Annotated in this window: 23 protein-coding genes; 15 read left to right on the top strand and 8 right to left on the bottom strand. The window is 71.8% G+C overall.

The window, feature by feature from the left end; genetic code table 11:
• Positions 1-577: 577 nt before the first annotated feature.
• Positions 578-1,426 carry a TolB-like translocation protein gene (locus G569_RS0108675; protein WP_028063127.1) on the top strand — a complete coding sequence of 283 codons (849 nt, stop codon included), beginning with the start codon at positions 578-580 and terminating at the stop codon, positions 1,424-1,426.
• Here the strand turns inward: G569_RS0108675 and G569_RS46700 are convergent.
• Positions 1,419-1,874, bottom strand: a complete 456-nt coding sequence (locus G569_RS46700) for a peptidylprolyl isomerase (RefSeq protein WP_053226058.1) — start codon at positions 1,872-1,874, stop codon at positions 1,419-1,421. The genes G569_RS0108675 and G569_RS46700 overlap by 8 nt on opposite strands.
• Before the next feature lie 12 nt (positions 1,875-1,886).
• On the bottom strand, positions 1,887-3,305 hold the full coding sequence (locus tag G569_RS46695; protein WP_037495335.1) for a DEAD/DEAH box helicase: 1,419 nt from the start codon (positions 3,303-3,305) through the stop codon (positions 1,887-1,889).
• 38 nt (positions 3,306-3,343) lie between these two features.
• Here G569_RS46695 and G569_RS0108660 point away from each other — a divergent pair, with 38 nt between their 5' ends.
• From G569_RS0108660 to G569_RS0108635, 6 genes are all read left to right on the top strand, one after another.
• On the top strand, positions 3,344-4,279 hold the full coding sequence (locus tag G569_RS0108660; RefSeq protein ID WP_028063126.1) for a PfkB family carbohydrate kinase: 936 nt from the start codon (positions 3,344-3,346) through the stop codon (positions 4,277-4,279).
• A 24-nt stretch (positions 4,280-4,303) separates the two neighbouring features.
• Positions 4,304-4,576 (top strand): hypothetical protein, encoded by a 273-nt coding sequence (locus G569_RS0108655; protein ID WP_028063125.1) that lies wholly within the window; start codon positions 4,304-4,306, stop codon positions 4,574-4,576.
• A gap of 16 nt (positions 4,577-4,592) precedes the next feature.
• Positions 4,593-4,808 carry a hypothetical protein gene (locus tag G569_RS0108650; protein ID WP_028063124.1) on the top strand — a complete coding sequence of 72 codons (216 nt, stop codon included), beginning with the start codon at positions 4,593-4,595 and terminating at the stop codon, positions 4,806-4,808.
• 69 nt (positions 4,809-4,877) lie between these two features.
• A complete protein-coding gene (locus G569_RS0108645) occupies positions 4,878-6,206 on the top strand; it encodes a citrate synthase (RefSeq protein WP_245602452.1) in 1,329 nt (442 codons plus the stop codon).
• 57 nt (positions 6,207-6,263) lie between these two features.
• Complete coding sequence (locus G569_RS0108640; protein WP_028063122.1) at positions 6,264-6,755, top strand: GNAT family N-acetyltransferase; 492 nt, start codon at positions 6,264-6,266, stop codon at positions 6,753-6,755.
• Positions 6,756-6,799: 44 nt separating this feature from the next.
• On the top strand, positions 6,800-8,062 hold the full coding sequence (locus G569_RS0108635) for a GAF domain-containing protein (protein ID WP_028063121.1): 1,263 nt from the start codon (positions 6,800-6,802) through the stop codon (positions 8,060-8,062).
• Here the strand turns inward: G569_RS0108635 and G569_RS0108630 are convergent.
• On the bottom strand, positions 7,999-9,570 hold the full coding sequence (locus G569_RS0108630; RefSeq protein WP_028063120.1) for a CHAP domain-containing protein: 1,572 nt from the start codon (positions 9,568-9,570) through the stop codon (positions 7,999-8,001). The genes G569_RS0108635 and G569_RS0108630 overlap by 64 nt on opposite strands.
• 104 nt (positions 9,571-9,674) lie before the next feature.
• Between G569_RS0108630 and G569_RS0108625 the strand changes: the two genes are divergently transcribed.
• Complete coding sequence (locus G569_RS0108625; protein WP_053226057.1) at positions 9,675-10,076, top strand: hypothetical protein; 402 nt, start codon at positions 9,675-9,677, stop codon at positions 10,074-10,076.
• Positions 10,073-10,417: a hypothetical protein gene (locus tag G569_RS0108620; RefSeq protein ID WP_028063118.1), complete on the top strand. Its 345-nt coding sequence runs from the start codon at positions 10,073-10,075 to the stop codon at positions 10,415-10,417. Before G569_RS0108625 ends, G569_RS0108620 begins: the two co-directional genes overlap by 4 nt.
• Here the strand turns inward: G569_RS0108620 and G569_RS46690 are convergent.
• A complete protein-coding gene (locus G569_RS46690) occupies positions 10,386-11,036 on the bottom strand; it encodes a M48 family metallopeptidase (RefSeq protein ID WP_053226056.1) in 651 nt (216 codons plus the stop codon). The genes G569_RS0108620 and G569_RS46690 overlap by 32 nt on opposite strands.
• 49 nt (positions 11,037-11,085) lie before the next feature.
• Here G569_RS46690 and G569_RS0108610 point away from each other — a divergent pair, with 49 nt between their 5' ends.
• Genes G569_RS0108610 through G569_RS0108600 form a run of 3 tightly spaced genes read left to right on the top strand, consistent with a single transcriptional unit; the run spans position 11,086 to position 13,773 of the window.
• Complete coding sequence (locus tag G569_RS0108610) at positions 11,086-11,382, top strand: hypothetical protein (protein ID WP_157591909.1); 297 nt, start codon at positions 11,086-11,088, stop codon at positions 11,380-11,382.
• A gap of 45 nt (positions 11,383-11,427) precedes the next feature.
• Positions 11,428-12,747: a GGDEF domain-containing protein gene (locus tag G569_RS0108605; RefSeq protein WP_084284494.1), complete on the top strand. Its 1,320-nt coding sequence runs from the start codon at positions 11,428-11,430 to the stop codon at positions 12,745-12,747.
• 39 nt (positions 12,748-12,786) lie between these two features.
• Positions 12,787-13,773, top strand: coding sequence for a hypothetical protein (locus G569_RS0108600; RefSeq protein ID WP_028063115.1), 987 nt, complete (start codon positions 12,787-12,789; stop codon positions 13,771-13,773).
• On the opposite strand, the gene metF is transcribed toward G569_RS0108600, so the two are convergent.
• The gene (gene metF / locus G569_RS0108595) at positions 13,763-14,671 is read right to left on the bottom strand and encodes a methylenetetrahydrofolate reductase [NAD(P)H] (protein ID WP_028063114.1); all 909 of its coding nucleotides are present in this window, start codon (positions 14,669-14,671) and stop codon (positions 13,763-13,765) included. The genes G569_RS0108600 and metF overlap by 11 nt on opposite strands.
• A gap of 10 nt (positions 14,672-14,681) precedes the next feature.
• The gene (locus G569_RS0108590; RefSeq protein WP_028063113.1) at positions 14,682-15,674 is read right to left on the bottom strand and encodes an MBL fold metallo-hydrolase; all 993 of its coding nucleotides are present in this window, start codon (positions 15,672-15,674) and stop codon (positions 14,682-14,684) included.
• 25 nt (positions 15,675-15,699) lie between these two features.
• Between G569_RS0108590 and G569_RS62360 the strand changes: the two genes are divergently transcribed.
• Genes G569_RS62360 through G569_RS46685 form a run of 3 tightly spaced genes read left to right on the top strand, consistent with a single transcriptional unit; the run spans position 15,700 to position 18,070 of the window.
• Positions 15,700-16,053, top strand: coding sequence for a hypothetical protein (locus tag G569_RS62360; protein ID WP_028063112.1), 354 nt, complete (start codon positions 15,700-15,702; stop codon positions 16,051-16,053).
• On the top strand, positions 16,050-17,126 hold the full coding sequence (locus tag G569_RS0108580) for an aminopeptidase (RefSeq protein WP_028063111.1): 1,077 nt from the start codon (positions 16,050-16,052) through the stop codon (positions 17,124-17,126). The genes G569_RS62360 and G569_RS0108580 overlap by 4 nt, the downstream gene beginning before the upstream one ends.
• A gap of 29 nt (positions 17,127-17,155) precedes the next feature.
• The gene (locus tag G569_RS46685; RefSeq protein ID WP_064750292.1) at positions 17,156-18,070 is read left to right on the top strand and encodes a carcinine hydrolase/isopenicillin-N N-acyltransferase family protein; all 915 of its coding nucleotides are present in this window, start codon (positions 17,156-17,158) and stop codon (positions 18,068-18,070) included.
• Here the strand turns inward: G569_RS46685 and G569_RS0108570 are convergent.
• A complete protein-coding gene (locus G569_RS0108570; protein WP_157591907.1) occupies positions 18,024-18,827 on the bottom strand; it encodes a hypothetical protein in 804 nt (267 codons plus the stop codon). The two genes, G569_RS46685 and G569_RS0108570, sit on opposite strands and share 47 nt — an antisense overlap.
• Complete coding sequence (locus tag G569_RS46680; RefSeq protein ID WP_053226054.1) at positions 18,824-19,372, bottom strand: RNA polymerase sigma factor; 549 nt, start codon at positions 19,370-19,372, stop codon at positions 18,824-18,826. The genes G569_RS0108570 and G569_RS46680 overlap by 4 nt, the downstream gene beginning before the upstream one ends.
• Between the last annotated feature and the right edge of the window lies 1 nt (position 19,373).

The following is a 19,373-nucleotide window of genomic DNA, read 5'->3' as shown; positions in this document are numbered from 1 at the left end:
GGGAGTTTAGGGTTGGCTCTTGCCGTGGCATCGGTGGGCGGGTGCGGCGTTGTGTAGCCGTGCCGGTATTCGGGGAACGGCCTAGCACTGAGGGGGAGGGGGAGGAGAGCCAGCGGGTCCTCTCGCCTTCGTCGAGCGCGTCTATCGGCTCCCGCTCTCGCAGCCGGATCTAAGGGAGACCGACAGTTACAGATCGTGGTACTGGACACCCCTATCCGCCCCTGGCTGCCGCGATCGGCCTGAGGAACGTCCATCTGCACTCCGCGGGGGGGTGGCCTACGTTTCGCCCCTGTACGAGGGCGGAACGTCGAACACCCCCACCAACGCGCCAGCTCGAACAGCGCGCTTTCGGTCGATAAGCGCCACCGCCGCCGAAAGCGACCACAACCGATCTCGCACGGTCTCCGTGGACCGTAACTTGACGGTCTCCCTGCACGCCGCGGCGAGTCAGCACGGCCAGACGCCGTGCTGGATGGCGGCACGACCGACGGGGCCGGGGCGCCCCACAAAGAACGGGTGACCTCGAACCCACCCTTGGTGGACCGCGGCGGCACCGCGACCCGCAGAGGATGGGCAGATGCCCCTCCTGTCGTCCCTGGCCGTCGCCGCGCTCGCCGTGGCGCCGATCGGTCAGTCCTCCCTCCCCACACCCGTCCGTGCCTACCGCGACCAGGCGGTGTTCAGCACCGCGCCGCCCAACACGAAGACGTTCACGCTCCAGCTCGCCGACAAGAGCGGCGTGCACGCGCTGGCCGCCGAGGACCGCCGTCCGCTGGAGGCCGACGTGTCGCGCGGGCCGGATGGCAAGCCGATCGTGATCGTCGCGCAGACGCGGGCGATCTACTCGATCGACCCGGCCGGCGGCTCGCGGCGGCGGCTGCACACCACCCACGACGCCGCCCACTCGCCCGTCATCTGGGGCAACCGGCTGGCCTGGATCGAGGGCCGGGACCGCGTGTACACCGCGGTGCTCGGCCAGAAGGCCGAGCGCGTGCCCACCCCGCGCGGACGCATCGTCGAGATCAACCTGTTCGGCGGCGAGCTGGCGCTCACGCTCAACGGCGGCACCGTCGCCGACAACACGCAGGTCTGGCTCCAGGAGCTCGACGGGTCGCGCCGGCGCCTCCTCCGCAAGGTCGCCATCGGCGAGGCCAGCCGGTCCTTCGTCGGGCTCTCGTTCGACGGCGGCGCGCTGTACTTCGCGCAGGTCTGCTCAGGCGACCCGTCGGGCTGCCCGGGTCACGGGGTCGCCTACCGGTACAAGGCGGGGAAGCTGACGACGGCCTCGGTGCCGCTCGACCTGGGCGGGTTCGCCCAGGCGGCGGGGACGTCCTACTGGGTGACGCAGCACTTCGGGGACTGCCTCGACGACGAGGGCGCGACCGCGCCCTGCGTCATCGAGCGCGACCAGCTGCGGTTCAGGTGATCGTCAGCTTGGTGATCTTGGCCTCTTCGCGAGGCTTGTCGCGGCCGTCGGTCGGCAGGCCCTCGAGCTTGTCGACCACGTCCATGCCGTCGGTGACCTGACCGAAGTTCGTGTGCTTGCCGTCGAGCCAGGGCGTCGAGTCGAGCGTGACGATGAAGAACTGCGAGCCGTTCGTGTTCGGGCCGGCGTTGGCCATCGCCAGCGAGCCGCGGACGAGCTTGTGCTGGTTGATCTCGTCCTCGAACGTGTAGCCGGGACCGCCGGTGCCGGTGCCCTGCGGGCAGCCGCCCTGGATCATGAAGTCCTTGATGATCCGGTGGAAGGACAGGCCGTCGTAGAACCCGTCGGCGGCCAGCTTCTTGAAGTTCTCGACGGTCTTGGGAGCGTCCTCGTCATACAGCTCGATCGTGATGTCACCGTGGTTGGTGCTCATCGTCGCCACGGACATTGGCGGGCCTCCTCAGTTGCGGATCGGTTCCAGGGCCACGGGGTGGCCTTGCACTTCTGTCACACGCTCGATGATCTTGGTCACGGCGTCGGCCGGGATCTCCACCAGAGCGAAGCGCTCGAGAATGCGGACGTTGCGGATCGCCTCGCCGTCGAGCCCGCTCGCGGTCATCGCCGCGATCAGGTCCTTGGCCTCGACGCCCTCGTGGCGCCCGGCGGTCGCGATCAGCTTCGTGTAGCCGCCGCCGTTGGTGACGATCTCGTCGTGCGGCTTGCGGTGGCGGCGGGGACGCGGCTCGGACGCGCGCTCGGGGGCGATGTGGGCGCCCTCGGTCCACGGGGCGATCTTGGTCGACGCGTGGTTCTCGATCGCCTCCAGCTCGCGCCGCTGGCGCGGCTCGACGAAGGTGATCGCGCGGCCGGAGCGCCCGACGCGGCCCGTGCGGCCGATGCGGTGCACATAGACGTCGGGCGAGGTCGGGACGTCGAAGTTCACGACGTGCGTCACGGTCGAGATGTCGAGACCGCGGGCGGCGACGTCGGTGGCGACGAGGATCGGCACGCGACCGCCCTTGAAGGAGATCATCACGCCGTCGCGCGCGCCCTGGCTCATGTCGCCGTGCAGCGCCTTGACGTTCATGCCCTTGTCGCGCAGCGTACGGTAGAGCTGCTCGGTGCGGATCTTCGTGCGCGAGAAGACGATCGCCTGCTTGGGCTTCTCGGCCTGCAGCACGCGGACCAGCGAGTCGACCTTGTCCTGCCCCCGGGTCTCCAGGTAGAACTGCTCGACCGTGTCGATCGTCAGCGTCGCGGCCTTGACCTTCACGGTGACGGGGTCGTAGAGGTGGCGCTCGGCGAGCTTGCGGATCTCGGTCGGCATCGTCGCGCTGAACAGCGCCGTCTGCCGGCTGCCGGGCGCGAGGCTGAGGATCTTCTCGACGTCCTCGAGGAAGCCGAGGTCCAGCATCTCGTCGGCCTCGTCGAGCACGATGTACCGCGTCGAGTGCAGGACCAGCGAGTGCCGGCTGATCAGGTCGAGCACGCGGCCGACCGTGCCGACCACGACCTGCCCCCCTTGGCGCAGCTGCGCCTGCTGGGTGCGGATCGGCGCGCCGCCGAAGACCGCCACCGGGTCGATCCCCTTGCGCGCCCCGTAGGCCCGCAGCGCTTGGGTGACCTGGATGCACAGCTCGCGCGTCGGGGTGAGCACGAGCGCCTGGACCTCTTGCTCGGTCGGGTCCACGAACTCCATCAGCGGCAGCCCGAACGCGGCCGTCTTGCCCGTTCCGGTCTGCGCCTGGCCGATTACGTCCCGGCCCTCCAGCAGCGGCGGGATGCCCTGCTCCTGGATGGGGCTCGGCGTTTCGTAGCCGACGTCTTGGAGGGCCTGCAGAATCGGCTCGGACAGCCCGAGCTCGGCGAAAGTCGTCATTTTCGCCCTAGCACGGTAGCGCTACTCTCTCGCGCCTTATGTCGCTCACCGTGGTCGGATCCATCGCCTTTGACGCCGTCGAGACCGAGGCCGGCAAGCGCGATCGCCTCCTGGGCGGCGCCGCCGTGCACTTCTCGCTCGCCTCCTCGTTCCTCGCCGAGACCCGCGTGGTCGGGCCTGTGGGCGACGACTTCAGCGAGGAGGAGTACGCCGTCCTGCACAACCGCGGCGTGATCACCGACGACGTCGAGCACGTCCCCGGCGGCAAGACGTTCTTCTGGGCGGGCCGCTACGAGCGCGACGTCAACATCCGCCACACGCTGCAGACCGACCTGAACGTCTTCGCCGACTTCGAGCCCAAGCTCAGCCAGGCCTCCAGGGACGCGGACGTCCTGTTCCTGGCGAACATCCAGCCCGACCTGCAGCGCGCGGTCCGCGAGCAGTGCACCGGCGCCCGCTTCAGCGCGCTGGACACGATGAACCTCTGGATCGACATCGCGCACGAGTCGCTGATCAAGACGATCAAGACCGTCGACTGCCTGATCGTCAACGACGGCGAGGTCAAGCAGCTCACCGACGAGCCGAACCTCGTCCGCGCCGCGCGCGCGGTGATGGACCTCGGCCCCAAGGTCGTCGTGGTCAAGCAGGGTGAGTACGGCTCGGCGATGTACACGCCCGAGGGCGTCTTCGGCCTGCCGGCGTACCCGACCGCCGATGTCGTGGATCCGACCGGCGCGGGCGACACGTTCGCGGGCGGGTTCATGGGCTACGTCGCCGCGCACGCCGACGAGGAGATCACCGACGAATTGCTGCGCCGCGCGATGGCGTACGGCACGGCGCTGGCGTCCTTCAACGTCGAGGCGTTCGGCACCGAGCGCATGCAGACGCTCACGGCCGACGAGGTCAACGAGCGCGTGTCCGAGTTGCAACGCGTCACGGTGTTCGATGCAACACCGGTACCGCTCCGCGTCTGAGCACATCGGCGTAGCATCCAGCTCGTGGGCTGGACGATGCTGTACCTGTTCGTCTTCCTGAAGCTGCCGATCCTGGCCGCTTGCTACATCGTGTGGTGGGCGGTCAAGCAGGGGACGGACACCGACGACGTGAGGATCGACGGCGGCTCGCCGCGCCCGCGCCGGCCGCATCCACGCCCGCGCCGTCCACGCCCGCCCCGTCGCGGCGGACCCACGTGCGGCGCGCGCGTCGCGACGCCGCCGCCGCGCATCCGCTCGGTGACGGCCGCCGGTCGTGCGCGCGAGCTCCACCGCTGATAGCTTCCCGCCCGCCATGTTGCTGCTCCTCGCCGAAGAGGCCGCCGAGCCCTCCAAGACGCCGTTCTACATCCTCGCCAGCGTCCTGGTGGCGTTCGCGTTGATCCTGTCGGCGGTGGGAACCGTTCGCCACGAGACGTTCCCGGCCACGAAGGGCGCGGCACGCGCCATCATGCTGGTTGGCGCGCTGCTCGTCGCGGGGACGATGTTCACCGCGGTCATCACGGCGTAACGCGCGTCTCGCGACCCTCCCGCCACAATGGGAGGCAGAGATTTGACCTCCCCCTTCAGAGGAGCGCACGTGGGTACTGAGGAGCAGAGCGAGAACGGCGGTGGCGTGGCCACGGCCTCCGATTCACTGACGATCACCGACAACCGGACCGGCAAGTCGTACGAGGTGCCGATCGAGGACGGGACCGTACGCGCGACCGCGCTGCGGAACATCAAGGTCAACGAGGACGACTTCGGGGTCATGACCTATGACCCGGCCTTCATGAACACGGCGTCCTGCCGGTCGGCGATCACCTACCTGGATGGCGAAAAGGGCATCCTGGAGTACCGCGGGTATCCGATCGAGCAGCTGGCCGAGAAGTCGACCTACCTCGAAGTCGCTTATCTGCTCGTACACGGGAACCTGCCCAATCAGAAGCAGCTCGACGAGTGGACGCACGAGATCACGATCCACACGTTCGTGCACGAGAACGTCCGCAGCTTCATGCAGGGCTTCCGGTACGACGCGCACCCGATGGGGATGCTGCTGGCCTCGGTCGGCGCGCTGTCGACGTTCTACCCGGACGCCAACCAGATCAAGGACCCGGAGACCCGGTACCTCCAGATCATCCGCCTGATCGCGAAGATGCCGACGCTGGCGGCGTTCGCCTACCGCCACAACATGGGGCAGCCGTACGTCTATCCGGACAACGACCTCGCCTACCCCGGCAACTTCCTCTCGATGCTGTTCAAGATGACCGAGCTGAAGTACCAGCCCGATCCTCGGCTCGAGCGGGCGCTGGACGTCCTCTTCATCCTCCACGCCGACCACGAGCAGAACTGTTCGACGAGCGCCGTCCGCGCGGTCGGCTCCTCGCAGGTCGACCCGTACTCGGCGGTCGCGGCCGGCATCGCCGCGCTCTACGGCCCGCTCCACGGCGGCGCCAACGAGCAGGTGCTGCGGATGCTGCGGCGCATCGAGCGCAAGGAGAACATCCCCGACTTCATCGCCGGCGTGAAGGAGGGCAAGGAGCGCCTGATGGGCTTCGGGCACCGGGTCTACAAGAACTACGACCCGCGCGCGAAGATCATCAAGAAGGCCTGCGACGACGTCTTCGAGGTCACGGGCGTCAACCCGCTGCTGGAGATCGCGCTCGAGCTCGAGAAGATCGCGCTCGAGGACGAGTACTTCGTCAAGCGCAAGCTGTACCCCAACGTCGACTTCTACTCGGGCCTGATCTACGAGGCGCTGCACATGCCGGTGGGCATGTTCACGGTGCTGTTCGCGATCCCGCGGACGTCCGGCTGGATCTCCCAGTGGCTCGAGATGATCGACGACTCCGAGCAGAAGATCGCCCGCCCGCGGCAGATCTACACGGGCAACCGCGAGCTGGAATACGTCCCGATCGAGCAGCGTTAACCCAAGTAGAGCCAGCCGTACTGACAACGGTGGAGTGTGCGTTGCATCATGCAACGCATGCTCCACTACCTGCTCGACGGCACGCTGGTCACGATCCGGCCGATCGAGCCGGATGACAAGCGCCTGCTGGTCGAGGGCCTGCGCCGGCTCAGCCCGGAGGCCGCGTTCAAGCGCTTCCTCTCCCCGAAGGTCCGCTTCTCCGACGCCGAGCTGACCTACCTCACCGAGGTCGACGGTCATGACCACATCGCGTACGTGGCCGTGATCGGCGACACGCTGGTCGCGACCGGGCGCGTCGTCAAGACCGCTCCGGACACGGCCGACATCGCGATCCTCGTCTGGGACGAGTGGCAGGGGCTCGGCCTGGGGTCGTGGCTCGCCCGCCGCCTGGCCAAGGCCGCGGCGGCCGAGGGCGTGACGCGGATCGCCGGCACGATGCTCGCCGACAACCGCCCCGCGCTGCGGATCCTCAAGGGCGTCAGCCCGGACTTCGTGGTCGACGACCTCTCGCACGGCGTGCGCGAGATCGTCACTCGTCTGGCTGCCTAAGCGTTTGCTCAAGCGGTCCCGAGTGGCCGCCGATGCACTCAGGAGTGAGCCGCCACAGAAGCATCAGCGCGCTGCTCGTCGACGTTCCCGCCGGCCACGCCGCGCAGCTGACCCGGGTGCTCGACGACGCGGGCTGGACCGCACGTTCCGTCCCCGTCCAGGGTCCGGAGGCGCTGTCCGCCGCCCTGCAGCGGCGCGGGTGGGACGCGGTGCTCTACGGCGGCGACGGTCCCCTGGCGGTCCCGTCGCGCAAGGCGCTCGAGATGGTCCGGCTCGCCGACCCGCACCTCCCATTCCTCGCCGTCTCGCCGCGCATGCGGCCGGGTGAGCTCTCCGCGATCCTGCGCGGGCTCCCGAGCGGCGTCCCGAGCGTCCCCGACATCGCCCAGCTGCCGGCCGTGCTGACGCGCGAGCTCGAACAGGCGCGGATGCGCCGCCGCGTCGGCGGCGCCCACAAGCTCCTCGGCGCGCAACAGGCGATCGCCGACCACCTGGCGGCGGGCCTTGAGCCGAGCGCGCTCTGCGATCGCGTCCTGACCACGCTCGGGACCGCGCTCGGGTGGAGCTTCGGCGTCGTCTGGCGCCCGGACGGCGCGGTCCTGCGCTGCACGTCGCTGTGGACGGCGCCGGGCGCCCGCGGCGGGGTCGCCGAGCTCGCGAGCGCGACCCACGAGCAGACCTACGCCGCGGGCCAGGGCCTCGCCGGCCGCGTCTGGGCGTTCCGCCGCCCGGTCTGGGTCGGCGACCTCCCCGCCGAGGCGGTGCGCGCGGGCCTCGTCACCGCCGCGGCCTTCCCGATCGCGCTCGGCGACGAGTGCGTGGGCGTGATCGAGCTCTACGCCGGCGACGCCCGCGAGCCCAACGCCGAGGTCTCGGCGCTGTTCGCCACGGTCGGCGGCCAGCTCGCCGCGTACTTCGCCCGCCGCCGCGTCCGCGCGCGGGCGCGCCGGGCGTTCGACGGCGCCGCCGCCCTGGTCGTCGCGCTGGACGCGGACGGCCGCGTCGAGATCGCCAACGGCACCGCGTGCGCCGCCTTCGGCTTCGACGAGGACGACCTCGTCGGCCGCGACTGGTTCGCGGTCACCGTCCCCGAGCCCGAGCGCGCGGCCGCCCGCGCCGCCTACGCCGCGCTGTTGGCAGGCGAGACGGTGCGGATGGCCGACACGGAAGGCATCAGCTGGCGCTGGTCGCTCTCACGCGACGCGTCCGGTGGCGCCATGGGCGCGCTCGGCTGGGGCGAGCCTCACCACACGACGGTGTTGGAGCCGATGCCGTCGACGGTCACCCAGACGCTGCGCCCGGGGTAGCCGTAGTAGCAGTACGCGTAGGAGTCGCTGCTGCCGCTGCGGGTGTAGGAGATCCAGCCGCCCTCGTCGCCGTTGCCGGCGCGACACGTGACGGTGTGCGGGCCCGGGCTGAAGTTGCCGAAGCTCACGACCATCATCTTGCAGGCGGCCGAGGAACAGCCGGACCGGCCTTGGGCGGAAGCGCCCTTGGCCAAGTTGACCCACGGTTGCGGTACGGGTGTGGTCGGTGGGGTCGGCGTGGGTGTGACCGTCGGGGTCACGGGTGTGGGTGTCGACGGGGTCGGGGTCACGGTCGGCGTCGGGCGGGTGCAGGTCGCCCACTCGCCATTGAGGTCCGGGAGCTGGTCGAGCATCGCCCCGGAGAGGACGTCCGGGCCCGGATGGCCCGCGTCCTTGAGGCAGCCGTAGATCTCGGTCGTCGGGATCCACCGGCGCTTGAGATCCGGGCCGACGAGCCAGGCCGCCTTCTGGCCGGCGCGGTCACCGTCCCACTGGACGATGTGCCCCGCGTAGTCGCTCGGCTTCGGGCCGGTGGGCGCGGGCGGCGCCTGGCCGAGCGTGTTCTTCTTCGCGTGCAGGGTGCCGATGAAGTAGCTCGAGGCCGAGCCGCGCTTGGCGACGTTGCCGGCGGCGTCGATCGGCAGGCTGCCGCGGCCCGTGGCCGAGGCGTTCTGCTCGACGAAGAACACCGACCCGCCGTTGACGCCCTCGACGATCGCCACGTGCCCCCAGCCGCCGAGGCCGCCGCCCCAGACGAGGACGTCTCCCGGGACCGGGCGGTACCCGTCGCCGCCGCGATGCTTGTCGAAGAACTCACCCGGCGCGTGGTCGAGGTACTGGTGCGCGTCGCCGTAGAACGGGGTGCTCCATCCGCGTGCCTTCAGCAGCCGTTTGACGAGCTCGACGCACTGATACACGCCGCTGTAGCCGTCGACGTTCGGGTTGCCGTTGGAGAAGACGTCGACGCCCTGCCCTGAGAGCCAGTCGCCGCCGCGGATCAGCAGCGTGCCCTTGCGCTGGTAGGTCGCCGCGCCGGCGCCGCGGCCGTCAGCCTCCTCCGGCGCGATCAGGAACACGACCCCCACCCGCCCGCGGACCGCGCGACCGTGGCGCCCGCCGTGGGTGGCGCGCAGCGTGATCGTCGCCGAGCGGCCGTTGCCGCGGGCGAGCGAGCGCGGGTTGGACGCGCAGGACACGGTCGCCTTCCAGCGCCCGTTCGCGACCCCGCCACCCACGCGCCAGGTGAACCGCGCGATCCCGGCGACGGCCTTGCGCACCGAGCTCGACGCCGTCGGCGCGCCCGCGTGCGTGAGCCGCAGGCGGCAGTAGGTGCGCCCTGGGACCTCGGCCACCAGCCGCGCGCGCTTGGAGGCCACGAGGCGCTTCGAGGAGTCGTTGGTGCGGATCGAGACGCCGTCGGCGGCACGCGCGGGCGCGGCGGACGTGACCAGGAACCCGACGCCCAGCAGGACGCAGACGACACTCGGACGGCGAAGTACGGTCGGCAAGGCAGTACCACCGATCAGATCGCGAGAACAGTCAGGGAACCCTATGTGAACCGCCGAGCGCGCCGCAAGTGGCGCTGGACGGATGGACCACTACCCTGAGCCTCATGCGTCGCGCCGCGCTGGCCCTCGTCCTCGCCGCCGCCCTTGCCGGGTGCGGGTCCGACGAGCCGTCGCAGGCCGGCGGGCCGACCGGCGAGCTCGCGAACCTCACCGTGACCGTGGATCGCGACGGGGGAAAGGGCGGGCAGGAGCCGCAGGTGCTCGAGCTCAAATGCGCGAAGCCGACCGACAGCCAGGCCTGCGGGGCCGCGGCGGGCATCTCGGCGGCGGACATCCGGCCGACCGACGGGAACGTCGCGTGCACGCAGATCTACGGCGGGCCGGAGGAGGCCACGATCAAGGGCACGATCCGGGGCGAGGAGATCAACGCGACCTTCAGCCGCACGGACGGCTGCGAGATCGAGCGCTGGGACCGGGTCAAGGCGCTCCTGGCCGAGGTCCGGTGAGTTACCGGCTGACGGTCCGGCGCGGCCCGCAGGTCGAGAAGGCCACGCGCGACACGCTCACGGAGGCGCTCGACACCCTCGAGGCGTACGCGACCACGGCGACGCGGCGCAACGCCGTGGAGTTCGTGAGCCGGCGCTACGAGCCGGGCGACCTCGTCGCGTTGCGGATCGAGCTCAAGGGCGATGGCGTGCGGGCGGGGCTCGACGTCCACGGCGACGGGACCGCGGTGGCGTGGACGGGTCGGCTGCGCCGCGCAGTGATCGAGCCCGAGCGCGGCGAGAGCCCGCTCGACGCGCTCCGGCGCGCCGTTACAGAGTCAGAGTCGACCCGTAGCGCTTGAGCCACGCCGCGTGCTCGCGCCAGCGCGGCGAGCGTGACGCGAGCAGCCTCCAGAAGCGCGCCGAGTGGTCCATGATCTCGATGTGGGCGACCTCGTGCTCGACCACGTAGTCGAGGATCTCGGGCGGGGCGAGCAGCAGCCGCCAGTTGAACGACATCCCGCCTGACGAGGAGCGCGAGGCCCAGCGGGTCCGCTGGCCGCGGATCGTCAGCGTCGTGTACGAGGTCCCGTACCGCGCGACCGCCGCGTCCAGCCGCACGGCGACCTCCTCGCGGGCCCGGGCCCGATACCAGCGCTCGAGCGCCTCCTCCATGCCGTGGGCGGGCACGAACAGCGTGTCGCCGCGCCGGTGCACCCGCGTGCGGGCCGCGTCGGGCACGAGGCGCAGGGTCTCGCCGAGGTAGGGCACCGTCCCGGGCGCGCGCCTCATCTCGGAGACGGCGCGCGCGACCGCGCGCCGGCGCCGCTCGATCCACGGCCCCAGCTGCTTGACCGCCTCCTCCGCGTGACGCTCGGGCGAGCGCTTCGGCAGCACCACCTCGACCTCGCCGTCGTTGCCGACGCTGACCCGGATGCGCCGGGCGCGATCGGAGCGACGGATGCGATACGGCACGGACACGGCGGCCCACGAGGGTAGAGCGCCGCTCGGATGCGATGATCAGGCGCTCATGGAGGAGTCACGAGTCCCCCTACCCCCTGGCGTGCGCGAGCCGTTCACCGTCTTCGTGAACGGCGTCCCGCAGGAGCTCGGCCGCGATTACCGGGTCGCCGGCGGCGCGCTGGTCTTCTCGCGGGAGCTGATCAAGGAGGGAAAGCTCGGCTTCTGGCGCTGGTTCTGGGGCGCATGGGGTATCGGGACCTACAGACGCAACGACCAGGTCGACGTGGCCTGGCAACAGGACGGCCATCCCCAGGTGGCCCACGCCCTCGACATCGAGCCCAGCACACCAAGAACCGGCCCGTAAGCGGGCGCTCAACCACGCCCGCGCGAACGCCGATGACGTACGCGGATGCCCCGATTCTCCAAGCCCGATACGCGCGTGCACGACGCCCTCCGGCGGATCGGCCCGCTCCCCGTGCTCGGCGGGACCGTGGCGCGCATCCGCACGCTGGCCGATGACCCGAACGGGACGACGAGCGACCTCGTCGCGGTGATCGAGTCCGACGAGGCATTCGCCGCCAACCTCCTCCGCTACGCCAACTCCGCCGCCAACGCACGCCCGATCCGCGCCCGCACGATCCGTCAGGCGGTCACGCTGCTGGGCCGCCGCGCCCTCGTGCGGATCGCGCTGGAGGCGGCCACCTACCGCTTCCTCGAGCGCTTCCCGGGCGGCGCGCACCTGAGCCGCGGCCAGCTGCACGTCCACGCCGTCACCGTCGCCGCCTACGCGTACACGACCGCCGAGCTGCGCGGCGCCCACACCGACACCGCCCACCTCGCCGGGCTGCTGCACGACGTCGGCAAGCTGCTGATGCCCGCCGCGTTCGGCGTCGTCGCGCTGGAGGAGATCGCGGCCGAGGAGCCCGTCGGCGCCGCCCGCGCCGCGCTCGAGCGCAAGCGCCTCGGCCTCGACCACGCCGCCGCGGGAGCGCTCCTGGTCGGCCTCACCGAGCCCGACGACGCCGTCACGAAGGCGATCGCCTACCACCATGGCGGCCCGACCGGCCTCGCCTCACCGACCCGCGAGGCGGCCTGCGTCCAGATCGCCGACGCCGTCGCGCACCTGCTGGCGGGCAACGACGTCGACCGCACGCTGCTGGGCATCGCGCTGGAGAAGCTCGACGCCGGGACCGAGTTGCTCGACGACGTCGCCGAGCGCGCCGGCGTCGCCCCCACCGGCGCCGCGGGGGACCTCAGCGAGGCCGTCGGCCGCCTCGAGGCGGTCGCCCACACCGACGACCTGACCGGCCTGCACAACCGGCGCAGCTGGATCGACGCCGTCCGCCGCGAGCTCGACGCCGGGACGCAGGGCTCGCTGCTGATCTGCGACGTCGACGCGTTCAAGAGCGTCAACGATGCCCACGGCCACCGCTCCGGCGACCTCGTCCTGACCGAGGTCGCCCGCGTCCTCGCCCGCCACGGCCTCGCGGGCCGGCTCGGCGGCGACGAGTTCGGCGTCTGGGTCGCCGGGAGCGAGGATCTCGGCCGCGCCGCGGCGACCGCGATGGCCGAGGACGTCGAGGCCGCGCTGCCGGTCGAGCTGGTCACGGCCGACCCGCCGGTCGGCCTCTCCGTCGGTGCCGCGGTGGCGAGTGACGGAGCCGACGTGATGGACCTGATCGAGGCCGCCGACCGCGACCTCCCGCGCGTCCGCCGCACGACACCGTAATCCCGCAACCCGCGCCGCGCGGCTACGTTTGGATCACATATGCGCAACGGATTGCAAGCACTCGCGGTGAGCGTCATCGCTCTGACTTTCCTGACCCCGTCGGCCCGGGCCGACGATCGCGTCCCGCTCAAGGCGGGGTCCGTGGTCGCGTCCTCCGGTCAAGGCCAGCGGGTGGCCGTGGCGGTGTCGAACGCCGACGGCGCGCGGCTCGCCGTGCGCGGCACGCGCTGGCACACCGCGACGCTCGCCGGCCTGCGCCCGAACGCCGTCCGCTTCGCGCAGCTCGAGAACGGCGCGGGCCTGGTCGCGTGGGACACCACCACCGCGGTCTACGTGCGCACGTGGGACCGGACGGGGAAGATCGGGGCCGCGCACGCCGTGCTGTCCGGGGTCGAGACGGTCTGGGAGGGCGACATCGACCACCCCGGCTGGGACCTCTCCGCGAACACGTCCGGCACAGTCGTGATCACGGCCGCGACGCCCACGGGCGCGGTGCTCGCGACGGTCCGAACCCCGGGCGAGGAGTTCTCGGCCGCGCAGCAGCTGCTCGCCTCCGGCGAACGCATGCCGGGGTTGTCGATCTCGCCGATCGCCGCCGACGGCACTGCGGTGGTGAGCTGGGGCCCTCCGAGCGAGGGCCCGGACGTCCAACCCGGCCACGCGACCGGCGCCGCTCAGAGCAACGGCGCGACGTTCAGTGCGATCGCACCGCCGGCCCCGCCCGCGAGCGACCCGCGCGTCTGGCTCGCCGACGGCTCGCGCACCGTCCGCGTCGGGGCGGACGTGGTGAAGTTGTGCGGGACCGCGTGCCGGAACCCGCAGCTGTTCACCTGGAGCTCCGGCAAGCAGGTGCTCGTCTTCCGCCGCAACTTCAACAAGTCCTACACCGCCGTCCGCGGCGCCGGCGGCACGTTCGCCAAGCCCCGCTTCGCCTCGGACTCCGCCGTGCCGGTGTGGACGGCGAAGCCGGGCGTCCTGCAGTTCGTCACCGCCCGCAAGGGCGCGCTGTATCTGACTAGGCGATGACCGCGCGGCGCCAGGGCGCCATGCAGCGCAGCGCGCTCAGGATCGCCCGCGTCGAGGGCGAGCGGTTGAGCGTGTAGAAGTGGATGCCCGGTGCGCCGTTCGCGAGCAGGTCGGCGCACTGCATCGTCGCGTAGGCGACGCCGAAGTCCGCGACCGCGTCGGGCTCGTGCGAGCGCAGCTCGAGCTCGCGCAGCAGGCCGGCCGGGATCGACGCGCCGCACATCTGCGTGAAGCGGCGGATCTGGGCGACGTTGGTGATCGGCATGATGCCCGGGATGATCGGGACGTCGATGCCGGCCTCGCGGGAGCGGGCGACGAAGTCGTAGTAGAGCTGGTTGTCGAAGAACAGCTGGGTGATCAGGAACTTCGCGCCCGCGTCGACCTTCTCGCGGGTGTACTTGAGGTCCGTGTCCGCCGACTCGGCCGCGAGGTGGACCTCCGGGAAGCACGCGGCGCCGACCGCGAAGTCGTAGTCCGCGCGGATCAGCTCGATCAGCTCGCGCGAGTAGCGCAGGCCGCCCTCGGCCGCGGTCCAGTCGGACGCGTCCACGCCGGCGGGCGGATCGCCGCGCAGCGCGAGCACGTTCTCGATCCCGGCGTCGCGCATCCGGTCCAGCACGGTGCGCAGCTCGTCCACCGACGCGCCGACGCAGGTGAAGTGCGCCATCGCCTCCAGGCCGTGGTCGGCCTTGATGCGGCTGACGATGTCGATCGTCTTGCCTCGCTGGGCGGCCGTGCCGCCGGCGCCGTAGGTCACCGAGACGAACGTCGGCTCCAGCCGCGCGAGCTCGGTGAGCGCGGCGGCCAGGTTGGCCTCGCCCTCGTCGGTCTTGGGCGGGAAGAACTCGAACGAGAAGGCCGGCTCGGCCCCGCTCGCGATCCGCTCGTCGATACGCATCGCGTCGAGTTTATGAGGCGATGTGCCAGTGCTCGACGTCGCCGGCGGTCTTCTCGACCTCGCCGAGACGCTCGAGATGGGTCAGCCAGGCGGTCGTCATCGTCATCTGCCAGCTGGCCAATTCCTCGGTGAACTGCTCCCCGTAGACGGCCCGCGCGGTCTCGTACGCGGTGCGCTCACCGCCGTCGAGCGAGGCGCGGACGGCGTCGAGGTTGCGCGCGATCAGGTCGCGGTTGGCCTGGATGTGGCCGGGGACCTCGGTGAACGGCCGGGCGTGGCCGGCGAGCGCGAGCCGGGCGTCGAGCGCCTCGGTGACGTCGAGCGAGTGCAGGAACTCCCCCACCGGGTCCGGCGTGTAGCCGATGTCGAAGTACTGCGACACGCGGCCGAGCAGGTGGTCGCCGGAGATCAGCAGGCGCTGCTCGGGCTGGTGCAGGCAGACGTGCGACGGTGCGTGGCCGGGGGTCTCGATCACGTTCCAGACGCCGGCGTCGGTCTCGATCGTGACGCCGGGGACGAGGTCGCGGTCGCTGGAGAGCGTCCCGGCCTGGCCGGTCCCCTGGCCGCGCCGCTTCTGGGCCCAGCGCTCGAGCGGCTCCTCCGGCACGCCGCTGAGCAGCGCGACCTCGATCGTCTCGTCGAGGTCCGGCGGGTGCTCGGCGTGCAGTTTCCAGTTCGGGTGCATCCACACCTCGCAGCCGGCGCGGTGGGCGATCGGCGGCGCCTGCCCGCAGTGGTCGATGTGGGCGTGGGTGATCACCACGAGCTTGATGTCGCGGATCTTGAAGCCGGCCTCGCCGAGCGCACGCTCGAGGTTCCCCATCGAGTCGCGGTCGTGCATGCCGGTGTCGACGAGCACGATCCCGTCGCCCGCCCGCAGCGCCCACGCGTTGCAGTGCGGGACGTTGGGCAGCTCGAGCGGCAGGCGCAGGCGCCAGATCCCGGACAGCACGCGTTCGCCGCGGCCGTGGTCACGTGTTCTGGTGGGCTTGCGGTCCCGCACGGGCGGGGACGCTACCGTCCCAGCGATGGCGAAGAAGGGCCGCCGCCGCGAGAAGATCCGCGCGCCTGAATCCGAGTACCGCGACGAGCACGGCTCGGTGCTCGTCCTGCGCGGTGCGCTGACGCCCGCCACCCGTGCCCAGTACGCCGAGGTCGCGGGCGGGAACATCCTCTCCCAGGAGGACGCGTGGCAGCGCGCGGTCGAGTTCCTGTTCGAGCGCCTGGCCGTGCGCTGGGACATCTCGGGGGCGGAGCCGATCACGCGCCAGAAGGAGCTGCTCGGGCGCTATCGCTTCGCTTCGGCCGAGGAGCGGCGCTGGATCCGCGGCGTCCTGCGTGAGCATCTCGCCGAGCACTTCCCGGACATGGAGGCACCGTGAACGTCGAGGGTTTCGCTGCGCTGCTGACCGACTACTGCCTCGAGGTCCAGGAGGGGCAGCAGATCGCGATCGCGTCCTCGACGCTGGCGGCGCCGCTGCTGCTGGCGCTGCAGCGGTCGGTGCTCCAGCGCGGCGCGTGGCCGCTGCTGGACGTGACGCTTCCGGGCCAGTCCGAGCAGTTCTGGCGCGCGATCACGGATACGCAGCTGGACTCCGTCCCGTCGGCGGAGCTCGCGGCGCTGCGCGAGATCGACGCGACCCTGCGGATCGAGGCCACCGGCAACGCCAACGCGCTCGCCTCGGTCGATCCGGCGCGGATGGCGCGCTGGGCGCGGGCGCAGGCACCACTGCGCGAGATCCGCATGACCAAGCGCTGGGCGATCACGCTGTGGCCGACCCCCGCCGCCGCCCAGCAGGCCGGGATGGGGACGTTGGAGCTCGAGGAGTTCGTCGAGCGGGCGCTCTTCCTGGACCGTGACGACCCGGTCGCCGCGTGGGGCGAGCTGCGCGCGTTCCAGGCCGGGCTGATCGAGCGGCTGGCGCCGGGGCGCGAGATCCACATCGAGGGCCCCGGCACCGACCTGCGGCTCAACGTCGAGGGCCGGACCTGGGTCAACTCCGACGGCAAGCGCAACATGCCCTCCGGCGAGGTCTTCACCGGCCCGCACGAGACGTCCGCGGAAGGCGTCGTGCGCTTCACGATCCCGACCGCGCCGCGCGGCGTGGTCGTCGAGGACGTCACGCTCGAGTTCCGCGAGGGACGCGTGGTGAACGCGAAGGCCGAGCGCGGCGACGCGTATCTCCAGGCGACCCTGGAGACGGACCCGGGCGCGCGTTTCCTCGGCGAGCTCGGCATCGGCACCAACTTCGGCATCGACCGCCCGATCGGCGCGATCCTGTTCGACGAGAAGATCGGCGGCACCGTGCACCTCGCGCTCGGACGCTCCTATCCGGAGACCGGCGGAACGAACGAGTCCGTCGTGCACTGGGACCTGATCTGCGACCTCCGCGCGGGCGGGACGCTGTCGGTCGACGGCGAACCGCTGCTCGTCGACGGATCGTTCCGCACCTGAGAGAGCGCAGCCGCCCTTTCGCGCGGCGCATGGCCGCGCGACGATCGGTGGTCGTGTGGCGGTGGGTGCTCATCGCGGCGGTGCTGGCCGGTTGCGGCGGCACCGCCGCGGCGCCGGCGCCTGAGCTGCGCAAGGTCGACGATTACCCGCTCTACGAGCTGACCGACACCGCGCCGACGCCGACGCTCGAGGCCTCCGTCGACACGTCCGGTTGGGCCTGCACGGTGTTCTTCGGCGCGGGCGGGGAGCCGATCATGGGCCGCAACTTCGACTTCCACGACGAGCCCGCGCTGGTGCTCCACCATCGCCCGCCGGGCGCCTACCGGTCGGTCTCGGTGGTCGACATCTCGTATCTCGGGTTCGATCGAAAGCACCTCGACGGGATCTCCGCGGCGGGCCTGAAGGACGCGTCGCGGCTGCCGTTCGACGGGATGAACGAGCGCGGCCTCGCGGTCGCGATGGCGGCCGTCCCGAACGCGGAGCCGGGGCGTGGGCGCCGCGTCGGCTCGCTCGGCGTGATGCGGCTGGTGCTCGACCGTGCGGCGAACGTCGCCGAGGCGGTGAAGCTCTTCCGTGAGGCCTCGCCGGACTTCAGCGGCGGCCCGCCCCTGCACTACCTCGTCGCCGACGCGGGCGGGGCGAGCGCGGTCGTCGAGTACGTGGGCGGGCGGACGCGGGTGATCGAGCGCGGCCGCCGTCCGTGGCAGGCGATGACGAACTTCGTCCTCACCGGCGCCCGCGGCGCCGATCACCGCTACCGCACCGCGGCACAGGCGCTCGGCGCGGCCCGCGGGCGACTCACCCCGGCCTCGACGATCGCGCTGCTGCGGCGGGTCCGCCAGCCGATCACCCGCTGGTCGGCCGCCTACGACCTGCGCGCCCGCAAGCTGCACATCGTCATGGGCCAGAAGTACGGCGGCCGGACGCTGACGTTCGGCGTATGACGGAGCCGTCGGCCGCGAGCTCGGTCACCGTGCCACGCGCGGCGAGCACGTAGAGACCGTCGACGACGGGCGCCGTGCGCGAGCCCACGCGAACCCGGACCGCGCGCGGGTCGGCGATGCCGAGCGAGAGGCGCCCGCTGGTGTCGATGACCCCGGTCGGAACGGCGTCGCCCGGTCGCAGCCGGAAGCCGGTGCCAAAACCGCCCTCGCCGGGAGGCAGCCGGACGTCGACCGACAGCATCTGAACCCCGGGCGCGGTGTCGCGCATCCTCACGACGGCGCGCTCGGCCGCGGTCCGGACCTCGACGGGCCGGCCCGCGGACAGCGCACGCACCTTGGCCCGCCGCGCGTCCAGACACGCACCCGGGTCGGCCTTGGCGATCGGACCCGGGCCGTTGCGGACCCGCACGCGGACGTGGATCCCGCTGCCCATCGCGAGCGTCATGTCCCTTCCGCGAAGGGCGGGGAGGGCGCGCGTGATCGCCGGCAGCACCGGACCCGTGTTCGCCACACGGCCGTGGGCCGGCCGGCAACCGGGAACCCGCTTGACGGCCTCCGCGGCGCGCTCGGCCAGTGTGGTCCCGTCACGCTCGACGTGCGCGTCGCCCCCGATCTGGGTCGCCGCCACCGCACCGCCGCCGCCGAGCGCCAGCACGACGAGCGCCCCCAGCAGCGGAGCGGTGGGCACCCGCCGCCGACGCCGCGCGCGCACAGCAGCCCGAAGGTCGCGTTCGAGATCGTCGAAGGCGTCGTTCATCGTTCCCCCTCCAGGCCCGCGCGCAGCCGGGCCAGGCCGCGGTGGACGCGTTGGCGCACCAGTTGCTCGGAGCAGTCGAGCTGGGCCGCGATCTCGTCGTAGTCGCGCTCGTCGACGACGCGGGCGAGCAGCGCGGCGCGGATCGGCTCGGAGAGCGAAGCCAGGGCGCGATCGAGCGCCGGCCCGCCCGCCGCCGCGCGTTCCTCGACGCGCTCGAGATCCGTGTCCTCCAGCGCGACCGCCGGCAGCCCGAGGGCGCGACGCGCCTCGTCCTCGACCCGTCCGCGCCGCAGCGACTCGCGCAGCTTGTTGCGGGCGATGCCGTACAGCCAGGCGACCGGCTCGCCGCTGCCGTCGAAGGTGTCCGCCCGCGCGGCGACGACCGCGAACGTCTCCGCCGCGAGGTCGAACGCCAGCTCACCGTCCGGCACCCGCCGGCGGAAGAACGCGACGACGGGGTTCAGGTGCGCGCGGTAGAACGTCGCGAAGGCGACGTCGTCCCCGGCGGCGATCCGCTTGAGCAGCTTGCGGTCATTGCGCCTCACA

Source organism: Solirubrobacter soli DSM 22325 (assembly GCF_000423665.1).
Lineage (GTDB): Bacteria > Actinomycetota > Thermoleophilia > Solirubrobacterales > Solirubrobacteraceae > Solirubrobacter > Solirubrobacter soli.
This window is presented reverse-complemented; position numbering and strand designations above follow the sequence as displayed.